The organism is Serratia sp. Ser99 (assembly GCF_024519545.1).
Classification (GTDB): Bacteria; Pseudomonadota; Gammaproteobacteria; order Enterobacterales; family Enterobacteriaceae; genus Serratia; species Serratia liquefaciens.
Genome location: NZ_JALJRT010000006.1, coordinates 259118 through 278584 on the forward strand (window position 1 = coordinate 259118; position 19467 = coordinate 278584).

Genomic DNA, 19467 nt, shown 5'->3' on the forward strand with positions numbered 1-19467 from the left:
TATGGAAGAATCCTTACATGGCGCGGACTACACGCTCCCTCACACATACCGAAGTACAAAAAGCCAAAGCAATCGAGAAAGACCTCACCCTACACGATGGTGACGGTCTGTTCCTGTTAGTCAAAACCACCGGCAAGAAATTGTGGCGTTTCCGCTACCTCCGCCCCGGCACCAGTTCACGAACTATGGTTAGCCTCGGTGCCTACCCTGCCCTGTCACTTGCCGACGCCCGACAAATACGCGCCGAAAAGCTCGCGATACTGGCGAGAGGCATTGACCCGCAGGCTAAAGAGGCAGCAGAAACGGAACAGCAGCAGATAGCGCAAGAAAGCATTTTCCTGAATGTGGCAAAACAATGGTTCACATTGAAACAGGCCAGCGTCAGCGCTAAGCATGCGGAGGACATCTGGCGTTCTCTCGAGAAGGACATATTACCGTCTATCGAAAATGTCCCGGTTCAGGACATCAAAGCACGTTTGCTGATCCAGGTACTGGAACCTATCAAGGCTCGTGGTGCATTAGAGACTGTTCGCCGATTAGTGCAACGCATCAACGAAATCATGATCTACGCCGTCAACACCGGATTGATTGATGCTAACCCGGCTTCTGGTATCGGCAATGCGTTCGAGCGCCCTAAGAAACAGCATATGCCAACTATACGCCCCGAAGAATTGCCTAAGCTGATGCGCACAATCTCGATGAGCAATTTATCAATCCCTACCCGCTGCTTACTTGAGTGGCAACTACTTACGCTTATACGTCCTGCAGAAGCCTCGGCAACCGCATGGGCTGAAATCGATATAGAAAACCGTGAATGGCGTATCCCGGCGGAACGTATGAAAGCTAAACGAGATCACATTGTAAGCATACCCGTTTTAGTTCCACGCACTTTTTGAGACTTCCGTGTTTTCAGCCATCAGCCGGTACTCTTCCGGCGTCAGGTTGTTCAGCGATTCGTGAGGGCGTTCGCTGTTATATTCCGTCAGCCAGCGCTCTGTGATTTCCCGGGCCTCATTCAGTGTTCTGAACAGGTAAAAATCCAGGATTTCTGTCCGGTACGTCCGGTTAAACCGTTCGATGAAGGCATTCTGTGTCGGCTTGCCAGGCTTGATAATTCCAGCAACACACCATGTTCTTCAGCCCACTGTGCCAGCGTCAGTGAGATCAGTTCTGGTCCGTTGTCCATCCGCATTTTCAGCGGGTAGCCACGGTTTGCCACGATCCGCTCCAGTACCCGGACAACACGTTGAGCCGGGATATTCAGGTCAATTTCTATCGCCAGTACTTCCCGGTTAAAATCATCCACCACATTGAAGGTTCGGAAGCGTCTACCACAGACCAGCGCATCATGCATAAAATCTATCGACCAGCTCTGGTTAAGTGCCTCAGGCGTAACCAGTGGCGACGGGTTGCGTACCGGCAGCCGCTGTTTTCCCTTACGACGAAAATTCAGTTTCAGCAGGCAGTAAATCCGGTGAACGCGTTTGTGGTTCCAGGTATTGCCCTGCCTGCGCAGCAGCTGGAACAGCTTCTTAAAACCGTAGCGCGGATAGCGTTCTGCCAGTTCAGTCAGCGCATGGATCACCGGTTCATCACGCCGGGTATCGGGCTGATAAAAATAGACAGTCCTGCTCAGCGATAACGTCCTGCAGGCCTGACGTAAACTCATGGCAAATTGCGCTGTCAGATAGCTGACGAGTTCACGCTTTATCGCTGGTTTTAAAGCTTTTTTTCGATGACGTCTTTAAGTGCCCGGCACTCAAGGCTGAGGTCAGCAAACATCTGTTTGAGCCTCCGGTTCTCGTCTTCCAGATCTTTGATTTTTTTAATATCGGCCGCTTCCATCCCGCCATACTTTGCCTTCCAGTTGTAATAGCTGGCTTCCGAAATAGCGGCTTCACGGCACACATCCTTGACGGTACGTCCGGCTTCGACGGACTTCAATACGGCGATGATCTGGTGTTCGGTGAATCGGATCTTACGCATAGCGATCTCCTCCGGGGACATAATCAGTATGTCGGAAGATCTCTAAAAGTGAATGGTTCGGATTACAGGGATGCATGCACCATTATCTGTTCCAATATGGTGATTTTTTAGGCGGCGCACTGTATTCTGGTTAAACTCCCTTTACAGGATATGGCCATGATAACAGTAGCGAAATCAAACCCATTTTCTTCAGAATCCTATCGCTTAATCGAAATGCTGTCAGCTGAACTTGCTGCTATTACTGGCGATAATGGCAAGACCAACTTCAGCGTTGAAGCTATGAACAATGACAAAACATTATGGGTATTGGCAAAAAATGCACATGGCGACGCGATAGGATGCGGTGCAATCCGCCCATTAACACAAAACATAGCTGAGCTTAAAAGAATGTTTTCGGACCGAAGCGAGCCAGGCGTGGGTAGTGCATTACTTACTTTTCTGGAAACCTCTGCAAAGCAAATGGGATATCGAGAACTTAAGCTGGAAACCCGACATATCAACCTCCGGGCTGTCAATTTTTACGAGAAAAATGGATATGTTCGTATTGATAATTATGGCCCATACATAGGCAGAGAAGAAGCCGTCTGTTTCTCAAAGTTATTGTACTGATTGCATTTATCGGATCTAACTGCCGCTCCTGGCGCACAGTCAGCTATTCGGGATACTTAATACTTTAAATGCAAAGGGACTACTCATGAATATTCTTATCGAGAGCATTACCCCGGATAACAAAGGCTTTTTTGCGTTAAAAGCAGAGAGCATGGCTCCTGGATTTAACATGCTACACAGACTGGAAGAAAACTGGCTGAACGGGCGAAACCGCTTTGATAAGGCAGGTGAGAACCTGTTAGGTTTTTATGCCGACGGGCTACTCATTGGCGTGTGTGGATTAAACCAAGACCCCTACACGCCTTCAGTTCGGACTGGACGACTCCGTCATCTCTATGTAGGAATTGAATGGAGAAGAAGGCAAGTTGCCATTGCTTTGCTCAGGGCAATACTGGAGGGTTCTGGCCGCTGGTTTGATTTTATCAACACTAACGCGCCTCAATCAGCGTTCATCTTCTATGAACGTGCTGGCTTTATTCCGCTAGTAGATGTCGATAAAGTTACCCACCGTCTGTATCTTACAGATATATAAAGTTAATAACTGTCAATTGATTGATGGGCAATGATGTGACCAACGTCTGCTCTTGGCACTTTCTGGACTTTCACGTAATCCTACTAACACCTCCATGTCAGATCAAAACATTAAAAAAGCCCGCGCAATGCGGGCTGGTCTTTCCTGGTGCTTGCTTTCTTGTTTGTTCAATTTCTACACGGTTACGCGCTCAAAAGATAATTGGTTGTGTAGATCAATTACTCATTATTGATCGGTGTGGGCGACCAATATTTAGCCCTACCCAATCACTGGCGCGTATTTTCTTTTCAGCTGGCTGGACTTCGTGCCGGCGGCGCTGAGTGCCGCCGCGTTCTGCGGCGCGCCGGTGTTACTGTACGTATGGACGGCAGTCTGCTGCGCCAGCTCCTGCTACACTTCCAGGGTTTCCAATATCAGCGCCATCACGTTGATTTGTTGGCTACCTATCCACACCACCGGGGCAATAACATTCTGGTGCACTGCTGCAATGCTACTTCGGATATTGCCTATTTTCTCCGTCAGGCTGCCGGCCACTGCCGTGGTGGCATCTCCTCCCACACTGGCCACCAAATTACCCTTGGTCGCTACGCTGTAATCCCCCTCGGCAATATGCTGCACTGCACCGGCCAGCAAGGTTAACGTGACCAGCACCATGGTTTTATCTTTGGCCTGCACCGTTGTAATTTCGGACGGGGGTTCAAATCCCCCCAGCCCACCAAATAGGTCACCGGTGACCCCAGATAGATCCGGTGGCAATAACGAAAAAGCCCGCAATTCACGTTGCGGGCTTTTTTGTGTCTGTAGCGCAGACTGGTCGTTAGTGATCCAGATAGAGATAATGCAGCCAGCTGGTCATGCGCAGCAGGACTTTGCGCATGATGGAAAGATGCTCAAAGTGCTCGGTGTAGACCGCAGCCTGTGCGGTAACCCCATCGGGCAATTTGTCCAGCGCGGGAACAGGGTCTAAATCGATCATTACGTAAACCCCCTCCTGCTGAGCGCCAACGTTTAGCCCTTGCATAACACCACTGGCCTGATAGCTGCCGTCGGGGACTATCGGCAGCACCCGCGTGACCGAGCCGCCATAGATTTTCCCCGGCAAGCCGTTAAATACCACCTCGGCTTTATCGCCCTGGGTTAAACGCAGGATCGAGTTTTGACGGAATACCGCCACCACCTGCCGTTTTTGCTGCGGAATAAAAATCATCACCGGCTTGAACGGCAAGCGCACTGCGGTGGTGCCAGGCCGAGCCAGCACCTGGGTAACATAACCCTCGCTGGGTGCTCGAATGGTCGTTTGTTCCAAATTGTAGGTCGCTTCCGCAATCTGTGATTTCAGGCTGGCAATGCGGGCGTCCTCACCGTTGTAGTGGCCCGAAAGCCGCTCCTGCGCCTGCTGATGCTGAGCTTTGGCAGCCTGCAGCGCTGCAGATTGCGCTTGATACTGCTGCCGGGCATGATTGATGTCTTGTTCAGAGAAAGGGTTAACTGCCATTGCCGCGCCTTTGGCGTAACGCTGATAATCCTGGCGCGTGCGTTCATACTCGGCATAAACCCGCTGCACATTGGCCGAGGACTCATTTAGCGTAGCCTGTCGTGTTCTGACATCCGCCTGCGCGCTGGCAAGATCTGCCTGCAGCTTGTTCAGCCGGGCACGGTAGCGGGTATCATCCAGGCGAAACAGCACATCGCCCTTATGCAATAGCACATTGGTCTTATCCGTAACCTCGGCAATCACTCCCGATACCTGGGGAACAATGGGCACCGAAACAGCGATTTTCTGCGCCCGGTAGGTATAAGGATGGTTGTAATTCATCCCCAGAATCAAAGCTCCTACGATAAAAATGCCGCCCAATACCGCGGTCGGCACGGTCCATTTATTGATGGGGATACGGAACAGTTTGAAAACGCCGTAGCTCAGCGCTACGTAGCTGAGAATAATTAAGAGATCCATACCCTTTCAACACCCTTTATTGGACGACGAGCTTTCATCCGCAGCAGGCATCTGCATTCGCTGCAACTCGCTTTGTAACTGATGAATTCGCGCTTGCAGCACTTCAGGGTGTTCGGCCTTCTCGCTCATGCCCCAGCCCCGCTCTGGCCGATATAACGTCGCCCAAATCCACAGCAGTGGCCAAATAGCATGCAGGGTAAACAGGCTGACCCAGCCTGCAACGTGAATGGCATCCTGATGGGGATGTTGCCGTTTTTTGGCCAGCAAATAAGGAATATCGTGAATAATTATCACGCCGTAAAATAAAATCAAAAACACGGCGATCAATACGCCTAAAGCAAAATAATCTAGAAACATGCTACACCCTGGCTGGTAACGCTAAATAACGCATCGAGGCTTATGTTGTCTTATACTCTTTGATATCTTTGGCAATGATATCAATGGCATTTTTAACATCGTCCACGGTGAGTTTTGCCTTTTCATTATTCAAATTATTTCCGGACGCTTTGCGCACCACTTTGATAACCGGCTGATTAGTCGAAGCATCGATAAACTCGCCTTCCATATACACAGAGCTCTCCATGGTGCGGTGACCGGTTACGCTCTGTGTTGCCGCCACCAGCAGCGTGATTGGCAGTACCTCATACACCTGAAGCCCTTTTTTATGGGTATCGATAGCCGTTATAGCCCCTCGGAAAATAAGCGTATTTTCACGTGGCACATCTTCTAAGATAAAATGGGATGCCATAGACTGCTTAAACTGCTGGTTGGTGTAGTTCAGGATATTATCAAGTGCGCGCTGGCTTACCATCTCAGTGGGTTTCGGACGCGGGAAATAGATCATCGGCTGATAAACCAAATATTTATATTTAGAATAGTCAACGTTAGTTTGTTTCCAATATAAAACGTCCTTACCGGAGGCCGATTTCCCCTGGGTAATATCATTGTAATTATTCAGGAACGTAGAATACTTTTCTTTTTCGGTGACCTTGGATGAACAAGCGGCCAGAATGAATACCAAGGGCAAAATGGCCGCACGTTTTTTTCTCATCATAACTTCCAATATTAATTTAATAAGCAATAAATAATTAATCGAAATAGTACCCGCTAGTGACTGATAAGTCATATGACAATACAGGCAAAAATGTATATCATTTTTGATATACAAAATCAGACTGGCGCGTAGAGTGAAATCAAAAGACTTCAAGATCGACGAACTCAGGATCGTTCGCTGCATTGCCGAAACGGCCAGCGTCAGCAAGGCCGCTCAGCGGCTAGACATGCCACAGTCAAATGTGTCGCGCACCCTGACGGCGCTGGAGCGCCGGCTTGGCCTGGAGATCTTCTTACGCACCCCGCGCAGCTTGTCGCTAACCGAATTTGGCGAACAATTTTTACGCCGAGCCACTCAGCTGTTAGATGAGCATAACGATCTGCTCGATATATCAGGTACCTATAAACGCAGTCTGAATGGCATGGTGACGCTGGGCGCACCTATTGGTATCCATTCATTCCTGACCCGTTATCTGCTGCCGCCGCTGTTACGCGAATCGCCGGAGCTGATCGTCGATTTGGTCACCCGCAATCCGGATGAACGTGAGAAGAAGTACGGTGCGGTATTCGACAGTGACTGCGATCTGTTGATCAGTTTCTTCCAGCCGCAAAATGAAAGCCTGATCGCCAGGCCCCTGACCCGTTTTCGCGTCGGGTTATTTGCCTCACCGGACTATATCGCAAACGCCCCTCTTGTCGAGCCAGAGGAGCTGACAGCGCATCGCTGCATTACCTTGCGGGTGCTGGGAGGGAGCCACAATACCTGGAGCTGTTATAGTTCTCAGGGCCAATTGATGCAGGTAGCAGTCACCGGCAGCAGCATATGCGACAATATTCTGCCGGCCATCGAGCTGGCAAAACAGGGGCTTGGCATCGTCTATGCCCCTTATTACTCCGTCGCTTCTGCGCTGGAATCGGGGTCACTGATGCCTTGCATTGAACGTGAGCGCTGTATCGATATGCAAGCCTTTCTTATTTATCGCCAGCGTGGAGTATTACCCCACAGGGTTCAGGTGATGATGGACAGCATCATGCATAACATGAAATTGCATGAGCAGCGCCTGATTTAGCGATAACGGCCACAAACACTAAAAGCAAAACCCCGCCGAAGCGAGGTGATGCTGTTCGTCTTTCCGAACCGTCGACAGTTACTCGTTTACCGGTCTTTCCCGATCGTCACTTCGCTCGCAACCTGGTCGCGTCGCCAGAGCAGACAGGCACGCATGCCCTGAAGGCGGCACAGGCTTACGAACATGTAGCTTAAAACCGGTATCCACCGCCCAGTAAAGCCTGGCTGGAGATATCTTTATCCACCATTGGGCTATCGGTGATTTCACTGCTCAGCTGCACGGCACGCACTGACGCCAAGGCATACCAATGTTCGTTAAACTGGTAGTTGGCGCTCAGCTCCACATAAGGGCTCCAGCTCTCTCCGGCCGAATACGTTGAGAAACCGCTGCTTTTTGCCTCCGCATGGCCAATGCCATAGTAGTAATCGTTCTGGTTACCGTTGTTGTAGACCGCGCCAATACCGGGAACAAGGCGTAGCTTGCCCGCCTTGATTGGATACAGGAAGGCCACGTCCCCTACCACACCGTTACTGTTATCAAGGGTATCACCAGCCAGCGAGGCGCGAATAACCCCCCATTTCTCTTTATGGGTGAAGGCCATCCCGGCCATTAATGTGCCATCGCGCTTATCCAGCTTTTTCATTTGGCTGTTATTGCTATCATCCGGATCAAAACCCAGGGGGGAATAATAGGTGATGATCGAAATCTGATCCTTTGGCATATTCAGCAGATAATATCCCGCCGCCAAAGAGTGAATATAAAAGTTCCCTTTCTCATAGTTTAACGTGGGCAATCCCTGGGTTTTAGCATCGGTATCAACATAACCATAATCATTCACCATCGCAGCTGCCCCTAAGGACCAGCTCGCTGCAACTGAAAAAGGCGAATAAATAAGGTAAGCAAAAATTAGCGAAAGAGAAATACTAAACTTACTCCCCCTAATGCGAGGAGTTAGAAAATCTGAGCACGGTTTCATTATTATCATCCATAGTGGGAGCATCAAACGCCGTGCATACTACTCCACCAGGGTAATTGTCTGATAGCGGCTTAAGTGTCCAAAAATGCACACCAGGCAACAAATTGATTTTTAATCACATTCACCCTATTTTACCATTCACTGCCCGCCACCACCCACCAGACAGAGCCGCATAATTGCATAGCTACAAGGCATAATATAGTATGCGGAAAAATTCGACCCTGGCTTCACCGTAATAAATTTACGCCCCTGGAACATGACATTATGGAAACAGACGTTCCCTTCACTCTTGGGAAAAGAAACTCAGCCACTTTATTTAATAAAGATGATAAGCCGATAGAGCATATCTTGGCGATTAAGCACGCCTTAATGCCCTATGGTAAAAAATGTTCTTTTCCAGCGGGCAAAAAAATTCGCTTATTTCACAATGGTATTCGGCATTGGTTCTTGCTCCAGTCCGGTGAAATGTCCGCATGCCGCGACAGTGATGGTTTGAAAATAGCCAACTTTAGAGAACCCTCGCTCGCCGGTATCGCGGAAACCTTCTTCCCTAAAGAGTTGATCTTTTTCCTGGCCGAATCACCGGTTGAACTGGTGATGTACCAGGAAAGTGATGTACTGGAAACGCTAGCACGGGAAAACCTTTGGCAAAACTTAGTGCATATACAAGCCTATGTCATCCAAGCTCTGAGCATCCGCGACAGGTTATTGTCAGGCAACGATGCCTACGAGGTTGTCTGCAATCACTTGCTGATGCTAATGAATGAAAAAGAAGCCTTTCGCTTATCCACCACGGTTCCACGCTATATTCAGCAACGAACGCAGCTCTCGCGCAGTGGCATCATGAAAATATTATCTGACCTGCGCAAGGGAGATTATATTACCGTCGAAAAAGGTATTTTGCTGGCGGTTAACCGGCTGCCAAAGCGTTATTAACTGGCTATCAGAGCCAGTTAATCCTCTTACAGATCCCGTGTATACACTCGCGAAGCCTCACCCCAGGGGTGGTAACCCAACCCATTAAAGGCAAATCCCTGTTTCTCGTAGTAGCCTTCCAAATCGGTACACAAATGCAACTGTGGGAAACCCAGCTGACGAGTCTCCTGCGCCACATGGTTAATCAACAACCTGCCGTAACCGCGGTTACGGTGGGCCTCCTCCACATACAGCGCGCACAGCCATGGATAGAGTTCACCGCGGCTAATGAAATCATTGGTGATTAATCCTGCGCACCCCAGGATCTGACTGTTATCCACCAGCAAATACCACTGCGGCAATGGATTAGCCGCACCGATGCAACGAGTGATGGCATCCTCATACATCATCAACGTTTCTTGCGAAGCCCATTGTTGTTGGAAATAACCGATCGCTTGCTGTTTAAACTCGGGGGACTGACGCACCGAAATAATCTTCATATCTTTTCCTGAGGTGATTTTTCATTCTTTTTCTGGCGTAAAATTATGCGGCAACCCGTGGAGGTTAGCACGACCTTTATCATGGAAATCAGCAGGGTGGGCAGATAATATGGCAACGCTGCCCCTTAACCGGCAGCGATTTCACCAAAACAGGAGTCATTATGACGCAAAATATTTATGACAATCAGGCCTTCTTCGACGGCTATGCCCAGCTCAGCCGCTCGGTGAACGGGCTGGACGGCGCACCGGAATGGCCGACTATCCGCAGCATACTGCCGGATTTGCACGGCAAGCGGGTAGTCGATCTCGGGTGCGGCTACGGGTGGTTCTGCCGCAGCGCTCGTGAACAAGGTGCCGTAAGCGTACTGGGGTTGGACGTCTCAGAAAAAATGCTGGGTAAAGCGCAGTCGATGACCCAGGATGCCGGCATTGAATACCGCCAGCAGGATCTGGAACAGCTTCAGTTGCCGCAGGCGTCTTTTGATATCGCCTACAGCTCACTGACGCTGCACTACATCGAAGATCTGGCGCGGTTGTTCGCCACGGTTTATCAGGCGCTGGCGGCTGGCGGGCAGTTTATCTTCACCGCTGAGCACCCCATTTATACCGCACCGCAGCATCAGGGATGGTGGGTCGATCAAAACGGGCAGAAGTCGTGGCCGGTTAACGGCTATCAGCAGGAAGGTCAGCGGATTTCAAATTGGTTGGCAGATGGGGTCATCAAGCAGCACCGCACGCTTGGCAGCTACGTAAACTTGCTGATCCGGCAAGGCTTCGTCATTAGCTATCTGAACGAATGGGGCCCTTCGGCTCAACAAATCGCAGAAAACCCGGCGCTGGACGAAGAAAAAGAGCGCCCAATGATATTTATTCTCGCCGCTCATAAACCTGCTTAATGCTTCTTTTCCGCAATAAATCCTGAACACATCCAATATTGGGGAGGCTGCCTCCCCCCAATGGCTTAGGGCGCGGTTGCAGGCATCGGCGCCACTATCACGTTCTACTCGCCGATCGGCAAATAGCCCTGCCACAGCGGTTGCGCCGCTTTACCCTGCGCATTGGCCTGCAAATGTACATGGTATCCCTGTAGTGACTGCAACAGCAGGCAATCGTCCACCTCAGCCAGATCATCCTTATGCTGCTTGAAGCTGCTGGTCAGTAGCGTCTGCTTGGCTTTTTCTTTGGCTTCATCCGCACTGTGCGCGACAAACAGGCCAAACTCGTGCAGCTCAGCCAACTCGTCACTGCGATAACCGCCCACGTTAACGAAGAACAGCTTCTCCGGCCCGACGAACGGCTCAGCCTTCAGCGCCACGTCATAGCCATCCGCCCATTCAATACGCGCATAGCCATCAACATGCACCTTGTTCTTATCGCCAAACCATTTCTCGCGCAGCAAGGGATAAGCCTGTTCTGGCCGCTCCGCTGCAACGAATTGTACGTCGTGCAATTCGATATTGGCACCCGGTGCGGTGCCGCCCACATAGAACATCAATAATCCCGGCATTAGATGGCTATCCCCCTGTTTTAATAATCGTTATGTAATATATTATACAGCGATTATTATGCAACCAGCGCTGCCACAAAGAGCGAGTTAGCTATTGGGGGAAAAGCTTATCAGCATGGATTACGCGCAAAGACCGCAGGTTCCGGCCAACGCAGTGGTAGCAACTTTGACATGCGCTGAGCAGCGGGACGTGGTTACGCCCCGCTAGGTTTCAGGCGCGTATATCCTGATATTCTGGCGTGGTGTCGAATTCGTGTTTGGCGAACGGGCATAACGGAATGATTTTGCGGTTTTCCGCGCGCATTTTGGCAACCACCAGCGCCACCAACTTTTTACCTACCCCCTGGCCTTTTAGCACTTCGTCAACCCAGGTGTGATCAATGATGGTTAATTTGTCGCCGCTGGGCACAAAAGATATCTCGGCAATCATCTTCCCCTGCTGATCGTTTATATAGAAACGCTTTTCATCTTCCAAAAATTTAAGATCCATAGAATTTATTCCTATAAAAAAGTGCGTAACTCTCGGTTGTCGCTACAACAAAGCCAATATTAGTCTACTCTTTAATCAGTAACACAACATAATTGTGACAGTGGCTGAGGAGTTCAAAATGGGTGAAAGCTCAAAAGACGGCGTTATTCTGCTATCCCGAATATTGTTGATGATCCTGTTTATCATATTTGGCTGGATGAAGCTGGTTGGCTTTGGTGCAACCGTCACGGCAATGGAAGGGTATGGTACGCCCATGCCTTATTTAGCGGCGATTATCGCCGTGGTGGTGGAGTTCTTTTTCGGCATTGCGCTTATTCTTGGGTTATTTACCCGCCCTATCGCGGTTATTTTTGCCCTTTACGTACTCGGCACCGCGTTTATCGGCCACCCATTCTGGAAAATGACCGGCATGGAAATGATGGGCAATGAAATAAACTTCTTCAAAAACATCAGCATTATTGGCGGGCTGTTGCTGCTGGCGGTCACCGGCGCCGGACGTTATTCGCTGGATTATAAATTCTTCAATAAATAACCCCCACCAGCCGGTGGCCTCGCTACCGGCTGGCCTTCTGTTGCCCCGTTTATCGACTACGTTTGGCGTGACGTTCGAAGTTATCGGCTTTCGCCTGTGCAGATTTGCGCAACGTCACGTAGCAGGCACCCTCACCGCCATCACGCGGCAGCGCCCGACAAAAAGCCTGCACCTGCTCAAACTGGGCCAGCCACTTGGCGACATAGCTGCGGATCACGTTGGCATGGCTTTCATCATCTCGCCCACGGCCGTGAACGATCAGCAGCGAACGCAGACTTTGCTTTTCCGCCTGCACAATAAAGCGGAACAGAGCTTGCCGACAGGCCTCCACCGGCTGTTTCAACAGGTTCAGACTGGCCTGTGGCGGGTAGCGGCCATGGCTCAGCTTGTCGAGCACGCCCTGTTGAATGCCCTCGCCTTTATATTCCAACGGTTGCTCACAGGGGATCAGTTCGAGAAAGCCGGTACTGAGAAAGTTTTCCTGCTGCAGCGCCTGCGCTTCACGGCGCGCGCGCTTATCCATGGTCTCCTGCGGCTTCAAGTACAACGTCTCGGGACCACGGGATAACGGAATGACATCCGCCATCGCCTGTTCAAAAAAATCTTTGTCTTGGTTGCTCATCTCAAAGCCACTCTTGGACACTAAGCCTTTCATGCCGGAATAAGCCTGATTGTAAGACCCACAGCTCCGGTTGCAAGCCGGGAATTTTCCGCAATCGTCGTCAACGGGTGAGGTTCTGTGCAGTTTTCGTTATACTGCAAAACCATTATTGAGTGCCGCAAAGGATCGATCCCATGAAAATGCGCGAGCTGGAAACCCAGTTTCAAAATGCCATGAGTGAGTTGCAGGCCAGCTTCGAAAAGCAGCACCGTGAATGGCAGCACAGCTATCAGGCCCTGCAGCAGTTGCTGGAAGAGGCTAAACAGCGCGAAGTCGCACTGCGTATGCAGAACGAACAGTTGGTACGCAAGCTGAGCACCGCCAGTTCAGTGCCGGAGCAGCACGCATTGGTGAAGCAAATTAAAATGCTGGGCGCCCATCTGGACGCACTGGCCAAAGATGCCGCCAGCTTCAACCACCACCTGCGCAATCAGCAGCGGGCAGCCGACAATTTCAGCGGCGAACAGCGTTGACACCGGGCGCTGTCCTGCAGCGCCTCCTGCCAAATACTGGCGTTCCGAGAGTGTAATAAATCATAAATGACCTGGATCATCATCGCTGCCCTGATCGTTGTATTTATTATTGGTTACCGCATTCTGACTTCCGATACTCGCAAAGCCATTGACTCTCTGGCCCACCTGTTGAAAGTGAAACCTATGCTTATTGAATCGATGATTCAGGAGATGGGTAGCCGCAACAGCCAGACCTTTATCCGCATGCTGAACAACGGTTACACCGAAGAGATGCACCAGGCGGCCTATTTGCTGTTTATCTATCTGACCTTTATCAAACAGGCAGACGACCACCAGATTGCCCTGTGGCGGGAAACCCTGCTGCGTGCCGGTCTGTCGCCAGAGTTACATGCCGAGCACACCGAAGCCGCGCTGTTTTATTTTGCCGATCTGGATATCGATGCTTTCGAGCTGGCACAGTTCCGCCGCGCCTACAACGAGCGTTTTAACCAGGAAGCCATTGCCAATTGGTGAAGATGTCCCCCGCAGGCGGGGGAGGCATTACAGAAACATGCTGTAGATATAGCGCGAAAGCGCGTCACGCGAGCTGAAACCGTGGGGAATGCCATAACGCGCACTCGGGGTATCGCTGCTTAAATCCAGGGGAAACTCAAGGTACTGATCGCTGGTGCGTATCGGCGAGGTCGGCGTGGCGAAATGCACGCTTTTCTCTTTCAGCGCCGGGTGGATCACCAACGCGGTTCTGCCCATCCGCGCTTCACGATTCACATACACGTAGTGCTCACCCTTGCGGTAACCATAGGCTTGATCGGTGACATAATCACGCTCAAACCCCGTACTCTCCAACACTCTAGCCACTTCATCCGGCCGTAAATACATCGATTTCTCCTCTCGTTCTGGACCGCTGAGCGACCTTACCGTAATCATGAGATGAAACAATAAATTTTTCGGTATAGATGTGGGTTTAGGAATATTCCTTAACTAGGTATTTTGCCGTTTTTGCAACAGCAGGCGCAGCGTCAACATCACGCCCGGAAACACCCTCAGTACCGTAAAATTAAGAGATCTACGGCACGCCCGTACGGCTCATCAACAGCATTTAGCATAGCTCCGATCCAAACCCGGCAAGGGATAACAAAGTATTATTTAAAGCCGCTGTTGTTGCCTGCGCCATTCACTTGGGCTCACACCCTGAATGCGCAAGAATTCGCGGTTAAAATTCGATTTGGTAGTGAATCCGGCCTTTTGCATAATATCAGTCACCGGCTCATCACCGGCGAGCAACCACTGCGCCGCCTGACGAATACGCAGTTGATTCACATATTGCGACACATTCATTCCCGTATGCCGATTGATAGCCTGCGAAACCCGTCGCGCCGGCAAACCCACCTTGCGCGCCAGCCGGGCCAGGTTCAGCTCAGGCTCCAGGTAAAAGTCATCTTGCCGCAGCCGTTGTTGCACCCGCTCAAACCACTCGGCCAGTTGATCCTCATCTTCCCCCCCGCTATCCGCCGTTTCCGATATGACCTCAACCGGGCTTTCCGCAGGTCGGCTGCGCGACAGCACCAGGCATAGGCTCAACGCCACCAACAGATTATCGATCGTTGCCAGCCAACCGGCGTGCCGCCCGTCAAACAGGGAAAAGTCGAGCGCAATCACCCCTTCGGCTACCGCCACCATGATCAGCAAGCCCCCCACACCGCGCCATAGTCGATAGTTCAGCCAACTTTCCGCCAGCGCCACCTGCGGCAAAGCGTTTTCACCGCGCCGCAACGCATACAGCAATGCGGCTCCATACCCCAAATAACCCCCGACAATCATGGCATCCAGCAAAAAGGGCGCCGTCAGGCTGGCCAACAGCGTCAGGCACAGTGGCATCAGATGCCACAGTTCGCGCCGCCGCAAACGGCCCTGGGTACTCACCAAAAACGCGACATAAGCCAGTGAAGGGATCGCCATCGCGCCGAACGGTTGCAGCCCATTGAATTGCGTTATGCCGTAGCCATAACGGATACCCACCAGCAGGCTTTGCCACGCGCACAGCAACAACAATAGCTGAAAGACCCAGCGCCGCGCCGTTGGACGACCGAGGCGATACAGCAGCCCCAGGCACAGCAGACCGAACAGAAATGTGAGAGGAATAAGCGGCATCATCAAGGTCTTGTCGTTTGCACACGGAATCAACAGTGTACTGTTAAAACAATCATTTAACGACCCGGATCGCGATCGAGGTCGCCGGATGGCACCGCCAATGCCACCCTCTCAATCTCGATACCTTGAGGAGTGAAAATGAAAACAACCTTGTTGTTGTTGATGCTGTGGTGCGGTGCTGCGAGCGCGTCCCCCTATCAGGTCGCCACCCACGATGAAACCTTTCAGGCCGGCTCGCGTTCGTTAGTCAGCCGAATTTACTACCCCACCACCGAAACGGCTAAACCGCAGCTCATCGGTGCAAACCCGGTCTTTACCGGCATTGAGAGTCAGCCGGACGCGCCGGCAGCAAGTGGGCATTTTCCGCTGATCGTGATCAGCCACGGCAGCGGCGGCAATAACGCCAGCCAGGCCTGGCTGGCGGCAGCGCTGGCCCAACAAGGCGCGATCGTGGTGGCGGCCAACCACCCAGGCAGCACTACCGGTAACTCGGTTCCGGCTTTATCTGCCGAGCTGTGGTTACAAACCAGCGATATTTCCGCCTTGATTAGCGCCGTCACCACCGACCCTCATTGGAAGCCGATGCTCAACCCTCAGGCGATTGGCGTTATCGGCCACTCCAAGGGCGGTTACAGCACCATTGCAGCTATCGGCGGTAAAGTCCGGCTGAGCGATTTCATCGATGGCTGCCGACAAGCACCGCAGTCGCCCAACTGTCAGTTTTATACACAAGCCAACGTCGCACTGACGAAGCTTTCCGCCAGGGCATTTGACGCCGACTACACCGACCCGCGCATTCGCTTTGCGGTGGCTCTAGATCCCGGCATGGTGCCCTACCTGCTGCCGACCAGCCTGCGTCGGCTCAGCGCACCGTTACTGATCGTCGAGCCACAGCACTTTTTGCCCGACGGCCAGGAACCCGGGCTTGGCGGTGCCACGCTGGCGGCGGATAACGGAAAGCAACCTATTCATGCACTGAGGCTATCCAGCGGCAATCATTTCGATTTCCTGCCGGTTTGTCAGCCCAAAGGCCGGCAAATCCTGGCGAGTGAAGAAGATGATGGGGCGGTGCTTTGCGCCTCTTCCAGCGAACAACGCGAAGCCGTACACCGGCAAACGCTGGCCGCCATCATGGCATTTATTCATCCGTGGCTACCCGCGCCCGCAGGAAATCGATAAACGCCCTCACCTTTTCCGGTACGTGGCGGGTGTTGGGGTATAGCGCATAAATACTCTGCGCAGGAAACTGATGGTCCGTGAGTAGCGGACACAGCTTGCCCTCGGCGAGGGCAGGCCGCACCAGCCATTCGGGCAACAGCGCCACCCCGGCACCGTGCAAAGCAAACGCCAACAGCGCTGCGGCACTGTCGCCCATCAACGTGGCGGCATCTTCCACCTTGAACAGCACCGCCTGGCGATCAGGGGTAATGACCTGCCAACTCAGCGGCGAACTGAGGCGACTGTGGGCAATCCACTGTGCCTGTGCCAGTTGGGCCAGAGACGCAATGGGATGGCGGGCCAGGTAGGCTGGCGAGGCGACCGGCACAATAGCAAAGCTGTCGAGCAGTGCCGCCCGCAGGCTGGAATCCGCCAGTTGTCCCAGCCGGATGGCCACGTCGAAACGCTCTGAAATCAAATCGGCATGATAGGAAGAGGAAACGTGCTGAATGCGCAGGCGCGGATGCAATTGGGAAAACGCCGCCAACGCCGGTACCACCACCTGAGCGCCGTATTCCGGCGTAGTGGTGATGCGCAATACGCCGCTCAATCCATGGTGATCCCGACGTACGTCATCCAAGAGGTTTTCCGCATCCTGCAACAACCGCAGACAACGTTGATAAAAACGTTCGCCGGCGTCGGTCAGTGCCAGCCGTCGGGTGCTGCGCACCAGCAGCGACACCCCCAGTTCGCTCTCCAGCTGTTTGACATTGAAGCTGACCACCGCCTTAGTTTGCCCCAACGCCACCGCAGCAGCGGTGAAACTGCCAGCGTCCACCACGGCCACGAATATAGCCAAACGCTGCAGGTTAAGCATGTTGTCGCCCCTTATTGTCAAAATAATTTTGACAGTGTAATCGCTCGTAGCCGATTTATCCGCACTTTCCCGCCCGTTACACTGCTGGCCTTCAACCGGAGGCACCATGCCCTATCGCATCAAAGTCGCAATCGTCTACCTGCTCGGATTTTTTGTCGATCTGATCAACATGTTTATCGCCAACGTCGCTTACCCCTCAATCGGCCATGCGCTGCAGGCTTCGGTCGGTGAATTGGCCTGGGTCAGTAACGGCTACATTCTCGGCCTGACGCTGGTGATCCCGCTCAGCGCCTGGTTAGCGCAGCGCATTGGCGGACGGCGGGTGTTTTTGCTGTCGTTAACCTTGTTTATGCTGGCAACGGCGGCGGCGGGCTATGCCGATTCCATCGGCGAACTGGTTGGCTGGAGAGTGCTGCAGGGCATGGGCGGCGGGTTGTTGATCCCGATCGGCCAAACGCTGACCTACCAACTGTACCGTAGCCATGAGCGCGCGGGGCTTTCCGCCGCCATTATGCTGGTAGGCCTGCTGGCCCCGGCACTGTCACCGGCATTGGGGGGGCTTATTGTCGACCGGCTCGACTGGCGCTGGGTGTTCTTTGCCAACCTGCCGCTCGCCGCGCTGGCGCTGCTGTTGGCCGCACTCTGGCTGCGTCCTCAGGTACCCGATCCGCAACGTCGACCGCTCGAGATCAAGGGGTTGCTTAGCGCCTGTACGGCCCTGACGCTGATCTTACTGGGCCTCACCCGACTGGGGGAAAACGGGGGCCTTGCGCAAGGCGCGTTACTGTTGGCCGCAGGAGCGATCGCCTTGACCTATTTCCTGCGCCGTAGCCTGCGCATTACCCACCCTTTGCTGAATCTGCGCCTGGTTCAGGATCCGCTGTTGCGCACGTCGATGATGATTTATCAGTGCATCCCCGGCCTGTTTATCGGCGTCAGCCTGATCGCCATGCTGTATTTGCAAAATCAGTTGGGCATGCGTGCCGCGCAGGTCGGCAGCCTGATGCTGCCCTGGTCGCTGGCCTCGTTCCTGGCCATCACGTTGACCGGCAGGAAATTTAACCATTTTGGCCCGAAACCGCTGTTTATCTTCGGCTGTCTGCTGCAAGGGTTGGGCATTTTGGCGCTGTCACAGATTGCGCACGCTGGGGATTACGGATTGCAGGTTGCGGCCTTCGCCCTGATGGGCTTTGGCGGCAGCCTGTGCAGCAGCACCGCGCAGAGCAGCGCCTTTTTGCATATTGCCGATGAGCAATTGGCCGACGCCAGTGCGCTGTGGAATATCAACCGACAGCTCAGCTTCTGCCTGGGTGTCGCCCTGCTCAGCTTGTTACTCAACCTGCTGCTGGAACATTTTACCCCCGCCGTCGCCTACAAAAGTTGTTTTTACCTGGCCGCCGCCAGCACGCTGATCCCCATGCTGCTGTGCCTGCGCATCGCAAACCGCGCCATAGTGCGCCGTCTCAATACTCAACAGGAACACCAATGAACCAATATTTTACCGAAGTGATCGACGCACACGTCGCCATTGAAAACTGGCTGGAAAAAGGGGCCGGAGATGAACAGGGGCTGTTGGCGCGTTTTGATCCCGCCTTCAGCATGATCGCGCTGAACGGCAGCCGACTCGATTTTGCCGCACTGAGCGCTTTTTTCCGTGCGCATCGGGCCGCCAAACCGGGGTTGGCAATCAGCATAGAAGAGATGACGTTGGTGGCCGAATGGCCGACGGGGGCTGTGGTCAGCTATCGCGAGAAACAGAGGCTGCCTGGACAGGCGGCGACGCTGCGCAATTCCACCGTGGTGTTTGAACAAACCCAAACCGGGCTGGGCTGGCGGCACCTGCATGAAACGCCCATCGCGCAGTAATCAGAGAAAACCGTCGGCCAGAAACAGTTCCCAGGCCACGATCAGCCCACACAGGGTGACGGCGCTGAAAATCACTTCGAACAGATAGCGATTGATCATCATGAGCTAGCCCTCAAAAGAAGACACCCGGCCAAGCCGGGTGTCTCAATAACGTCGG

General features: G+C 52.7%; 23 protein-coding genes and 2 pseudogenes. 12 read left to right on the forward strand and 13 right to left on the reverse strand.

Annotated elements, in window-relative coordinates:
* Positions 1-17: 17 nt before the first annotated feature.
* A pseudogene (locus NR114_RS14530) lies at positions 18-869 on the forward strand (integrase arm-type DNA-binding domain-containing protein); the annotation flags it as partial.
* Positions 870-875: 6 nt separating this feature from the next.
* Here the strand turns inward: NR114_RS14530 and NR114_RS14535 are convergent.
* Positions 876-1986, reverse strand: a pseudogene (locus NR114_RS14535) (IS3 family transposase).
* Positions 1987-2142: 156 nt separating this feature from the next.
* On the opposite strand from NR114_RS14535, the gene NR114_RS14540 reads away from it, so the two are divergent.
* Entirely contained in the window at positions 2143-2595 is a 453-nt protein-coding gene (locus NR114_RS14540; protein ID WP_142814540.1) for a GNAT family N-acetyltransferase, read from the forward strand.
* Positions 2596-2680: 85 nt separating this feature from the next.
* A complete protein-coding gene (locus NR114_RS14545; protein ID WP_256814408.1) occupies positions 2681-3127 on the forward strand; it encodes a GNAT family N-acetyltransferase in 447 nt (148 codons plus the stop codon).
* A gap of 390 nt (positions 3128-3517) precedes the next feature.
* On the opposite strand, the gene NR114_RS14550 is transcribed toward NR114_RS14545, so the two are convergent.
* The 4 genes from NR114_RS14550 to NR114_RS14565 all read right to left on the reverse strand — a co-directional run bounded on the left by NR114_RS14550 (position 3518) and on the right by NR114_RS14565 (position 6132).
* Complete coding sequence (locus NR114_RS14550) at positions 3518-3802, reverse strand: hypothetical protein (RefSeq protein ID WP_256814409.1); 285 nt, start codon at positions 3800-3802, stop codon at positions 3518-3520.
* Positions 3803-3944: 142 nt separating this feature from the next.
* Complete coding sequence (locus NR114_RS14555) at positions 3945-5081, reverse strand: HlyD family secretion protein (RefSeq protein ID WP_234530423.1); 1137 nt, start codon at positions 5079-5081, stop codon at positions 3945-3947.
* A gap of 6 nt (positions 5082-5087) precedes the next feature.
* Entirely contained in the window at positions 5088-5438 is a 351-nt protein-coding gene (locus NR114_RS14560) for a DUF3302 domain-containing protein (RefSeq protein WP_020828276.1), read from the reverse strand.
* Between the two features lie 40 nt (positions 5439-5478).
* Positions 5479-6132: a DUF3313 domain-containing protein gene (locus tag NR114_RS14565; protein ID WP_115058173.1), complete on the reverse strand. Its 654-nt coding sequence runs from the start codon at positions 6130-6132 to the stop codon at positions 5479-5481.
* A gap of 136 nt (positions 6133-6268) precedes the next feature.
* On the opposite strand from NR114_RS14565, the gene NR114_RS14570 reads away from it, so the two are divergent.
* Positions 6269-7204, forward strand: coding sequence for a LysR family transcriptional regulator (locus tag NR114_RS14570; RefSeq protein ID WP_020828278.1), 936 nt, complete (start codon positions 6269-6271; stop codon positions 7202-7204).
* Positions 7205-7394: 190 nt separating this feature from the next.
* Here NR114_RS14570 and NR114_RS14575 read toward each other — a convergent pair whose 3' ends face one another.
* A complete protein-coding gene (locus NR114_RS14575) occupies positions 7395-8180 on the reverse strand; it encodes a MipA/OmpV family protein (protein WP_048761091.1) in 786 nt (261 codons plus the stop codon).
* A gap of 264 nt (positions 8181-8444) precedes the next feature.
* Here NR114_RS14575 and NR114_RS14580 point away from each other — a divergent pair, with 264 nt between their 5' ends.
* Entirely contained in the window at positions 8445-9116 is a 672-nt protein-coding gene (locus tag NR114_RS14580) for a winged helix-turn-helix transcriptional regulator (protein ID WP_020828280.1), read from the forward strand.
* 26 nt (positions 9117-9142) lie between these two features.
* On the opposite strand, the gene NR114_RS14585 is transcribed toward NR114_RS14580, so the two are convergent.
* Complete coding sequence (locus NR114_RS14585; protein ID WP_020828281.1) at positions 9143-9595, reverse strand: GNAT family N-acetyltransferase; 453 nt, start codon at positions 9593-9595, stop codon at positions 9143-9145.
* Positions 9596-9756: 161 nt separating this feature from the next.
* Here NR114_RS14585 and NR114_RS14590 point away from each other — a divergent pair, with 161 nt between their 5' ends.
* A complete protein-coding gene (locus NR114_RS14590) occupies positions 9757-10491 on the forward strand; it encodes a bifunctional 2-polyprenyl-6-hydroxyphenol methylase/3-demethylubiquinol 3-O-methyltransferase UbiG (protein ID WP_020828282.1) in 735 nt (244 codons plus the stop codon).
* 104 nt (positions 10492-10595) lie between these two features.
* Here the strand turns inward: NR114_RS14590 and NR114_RS14595 are convergent, their stop codons facing one another.
* Together NR114_RS14595 and NR114_RS14600 are read right to left on the reverse strand one after the other, a co-directional pair.
* Positions 10596-11102, reverse strand: coding sequence for a DUF1543 domain-containing protein (locus NR114_RS14595; RefSeq protein ID WP_256814410.1), 507 nt, complete (start codon positions 11100-11102; stop codon positions 10596-10598).
* Positions 11103-11313: 211 nt separating this feature from the next.
* Positions 11314-11592 (reverse strand): GNAT family N-acetyltransferase, encoded by a 279-nt coding sequence (locus NR114_RS14600; RefSeq protein ID WP_020828284.1) that lies wholly within the window; start codon positions 11590-11592, stop codon positions 11314-11316.
* A gap of 118 nt (positions 11593-11710) precedes the next feature.
* Between NR114_RS14600 and NR114_RS14605 the strand changes: the two genes are divergently transcribed.
* Entirely contained in the window at positions 11711-12124 is a 414-nt protein-coding gene (locus NR114_RS14605; RefSeq protein ID WP_020828285.1) for a DoxX family protein, read from the forward strand.
* Between the two features lie 49 nt (positions 12125-12173).
* Here NR114_RS14605 and smrA read toward each other — a convergent pair whose 3' ends face one another.
* On the reverse strand, positions 12174-12746 hold the full coding sequence (gene smrA / locus NR114_RS14610; protein ID WP_041415633.1) for a DNA endonuclease SmrA: 573 nt from the start codon (positions 12744-12746) through the stop codon (positions 12174-12176).
* 173 nt (positions 12747-12919) lie between these two features.
* Between smrA and NR114_RS14615 the strand changes: the two genes are divergently transcribed.
* Both NR114_RS14615 and NR114_RS14620 read left to right on the forward strand, forming a co-directional pair.
* The gene (locus NR114_RS14615; RefSeq protein ID WP_020828287.1) at positions 12920-13258 is read left to right on the forward strand and encodes an MbeD/MobD family mobilization/exclusion protein; all 339 of its coding nucleotides are present in this window, start codon (positions 12920-12922) and stop codon (positions 13256-13258) included.
* A gap of 66 nt (positions 13259-13324) precedes the next feature.
* Entirely contained in the window at positions 13325-13771 is a 447-nt protein-coding gene (locus NR114_RS14620; protein ID WP_020828288.1) for a DUF1198 family protein, read from the forward strand.
* Positions 13772-13798: 27 nt separating this feature from the next.
* On the opposite strand, the gene NR114_RS14625 is transcribed toward NR114_RS14620, so the two are convergent.
* Positions 13799-14137, reverse strand: a complete 339-nt coding sequence (locus NR114_RS14625; RefSeq protein WP_048761078.1) for a DUF2002 family protein — start codon at positions 14135-14137, stop codon at positions 13799-13801.
* Positions 14138-14404: 267 nt separating this feature from the next.
* The gene (locus tag NR114_RS14630) at positions 14405-15409 is read right to left on the reverse strand and encodes an AraC family transcriptional regulator (RefSeq protein ID WP_234530449.1); all 1005 of its coding nucleotides are present in this window, start codon (positions 15407-15409) and stop codon (positions 14405-14407) included.
* 138 nt (positions 15410-15547) lie between these two features.
* Here NR114_RS14630 and NR114_RS14635 point away from each other — a divergent pair, with 138 nt between their 5' ends.
* A complete protein-coding gene (locus NR114_RS14635; protein WP_256814411.1) occupies positions 15548-16588 on the forward strand; it encodes a dienelactone hydrolase in 1041 nt (346 codons plus the stop codon).
* On the opposite strand, the gene NR114_RS14640 is transcribed toward NR114_RS14635, so the two are convergent.
* Entirely contained in the window at positions 16548-17444 is an 897-nt protein-coding gene (locus NR114_RS14640) for a LysR family transcriptional regulator (RefSeq protein WP_115058169.1), read from the reverse strand. The two genes, NR114_RS14635 and NR114_RS14640, sit on opposite strands and share 41 nt — an antisense overlap.
* A gap of 106 nt (positions 17445-17550) precedes the next feature.
* Here NR114_RS14640 and NR114_RS14645 point away from each other — a divergent pair, with 106 nt between their 5' ends.
* On the forward strand, positions 17551-18933 hold the full coding sequence (locus tag NR114_RS14645; protein ID WP_256814412.1) for an MFS transporter: 1383 nt from the start codon (positions 17551-17553) through the stop codon (positions 18931-18933).
* Positions 18930-19310: a DUF4440 domain-containing protein gene (locus NR114_RS14650; protein WP_129941734.1), complete on the forward strand. Its 381-nt coding sequence runs from the start codon at positions 18930-18932 to the stop codon at positions 19308-19310. Before NR114_RS14645 ends, NR114_RS14650 begins: the two co-directional genes overlap by 4 nt.
* The last annotated feature ends 157 nt before the right edge of the window (positions 19311-19467 follow it).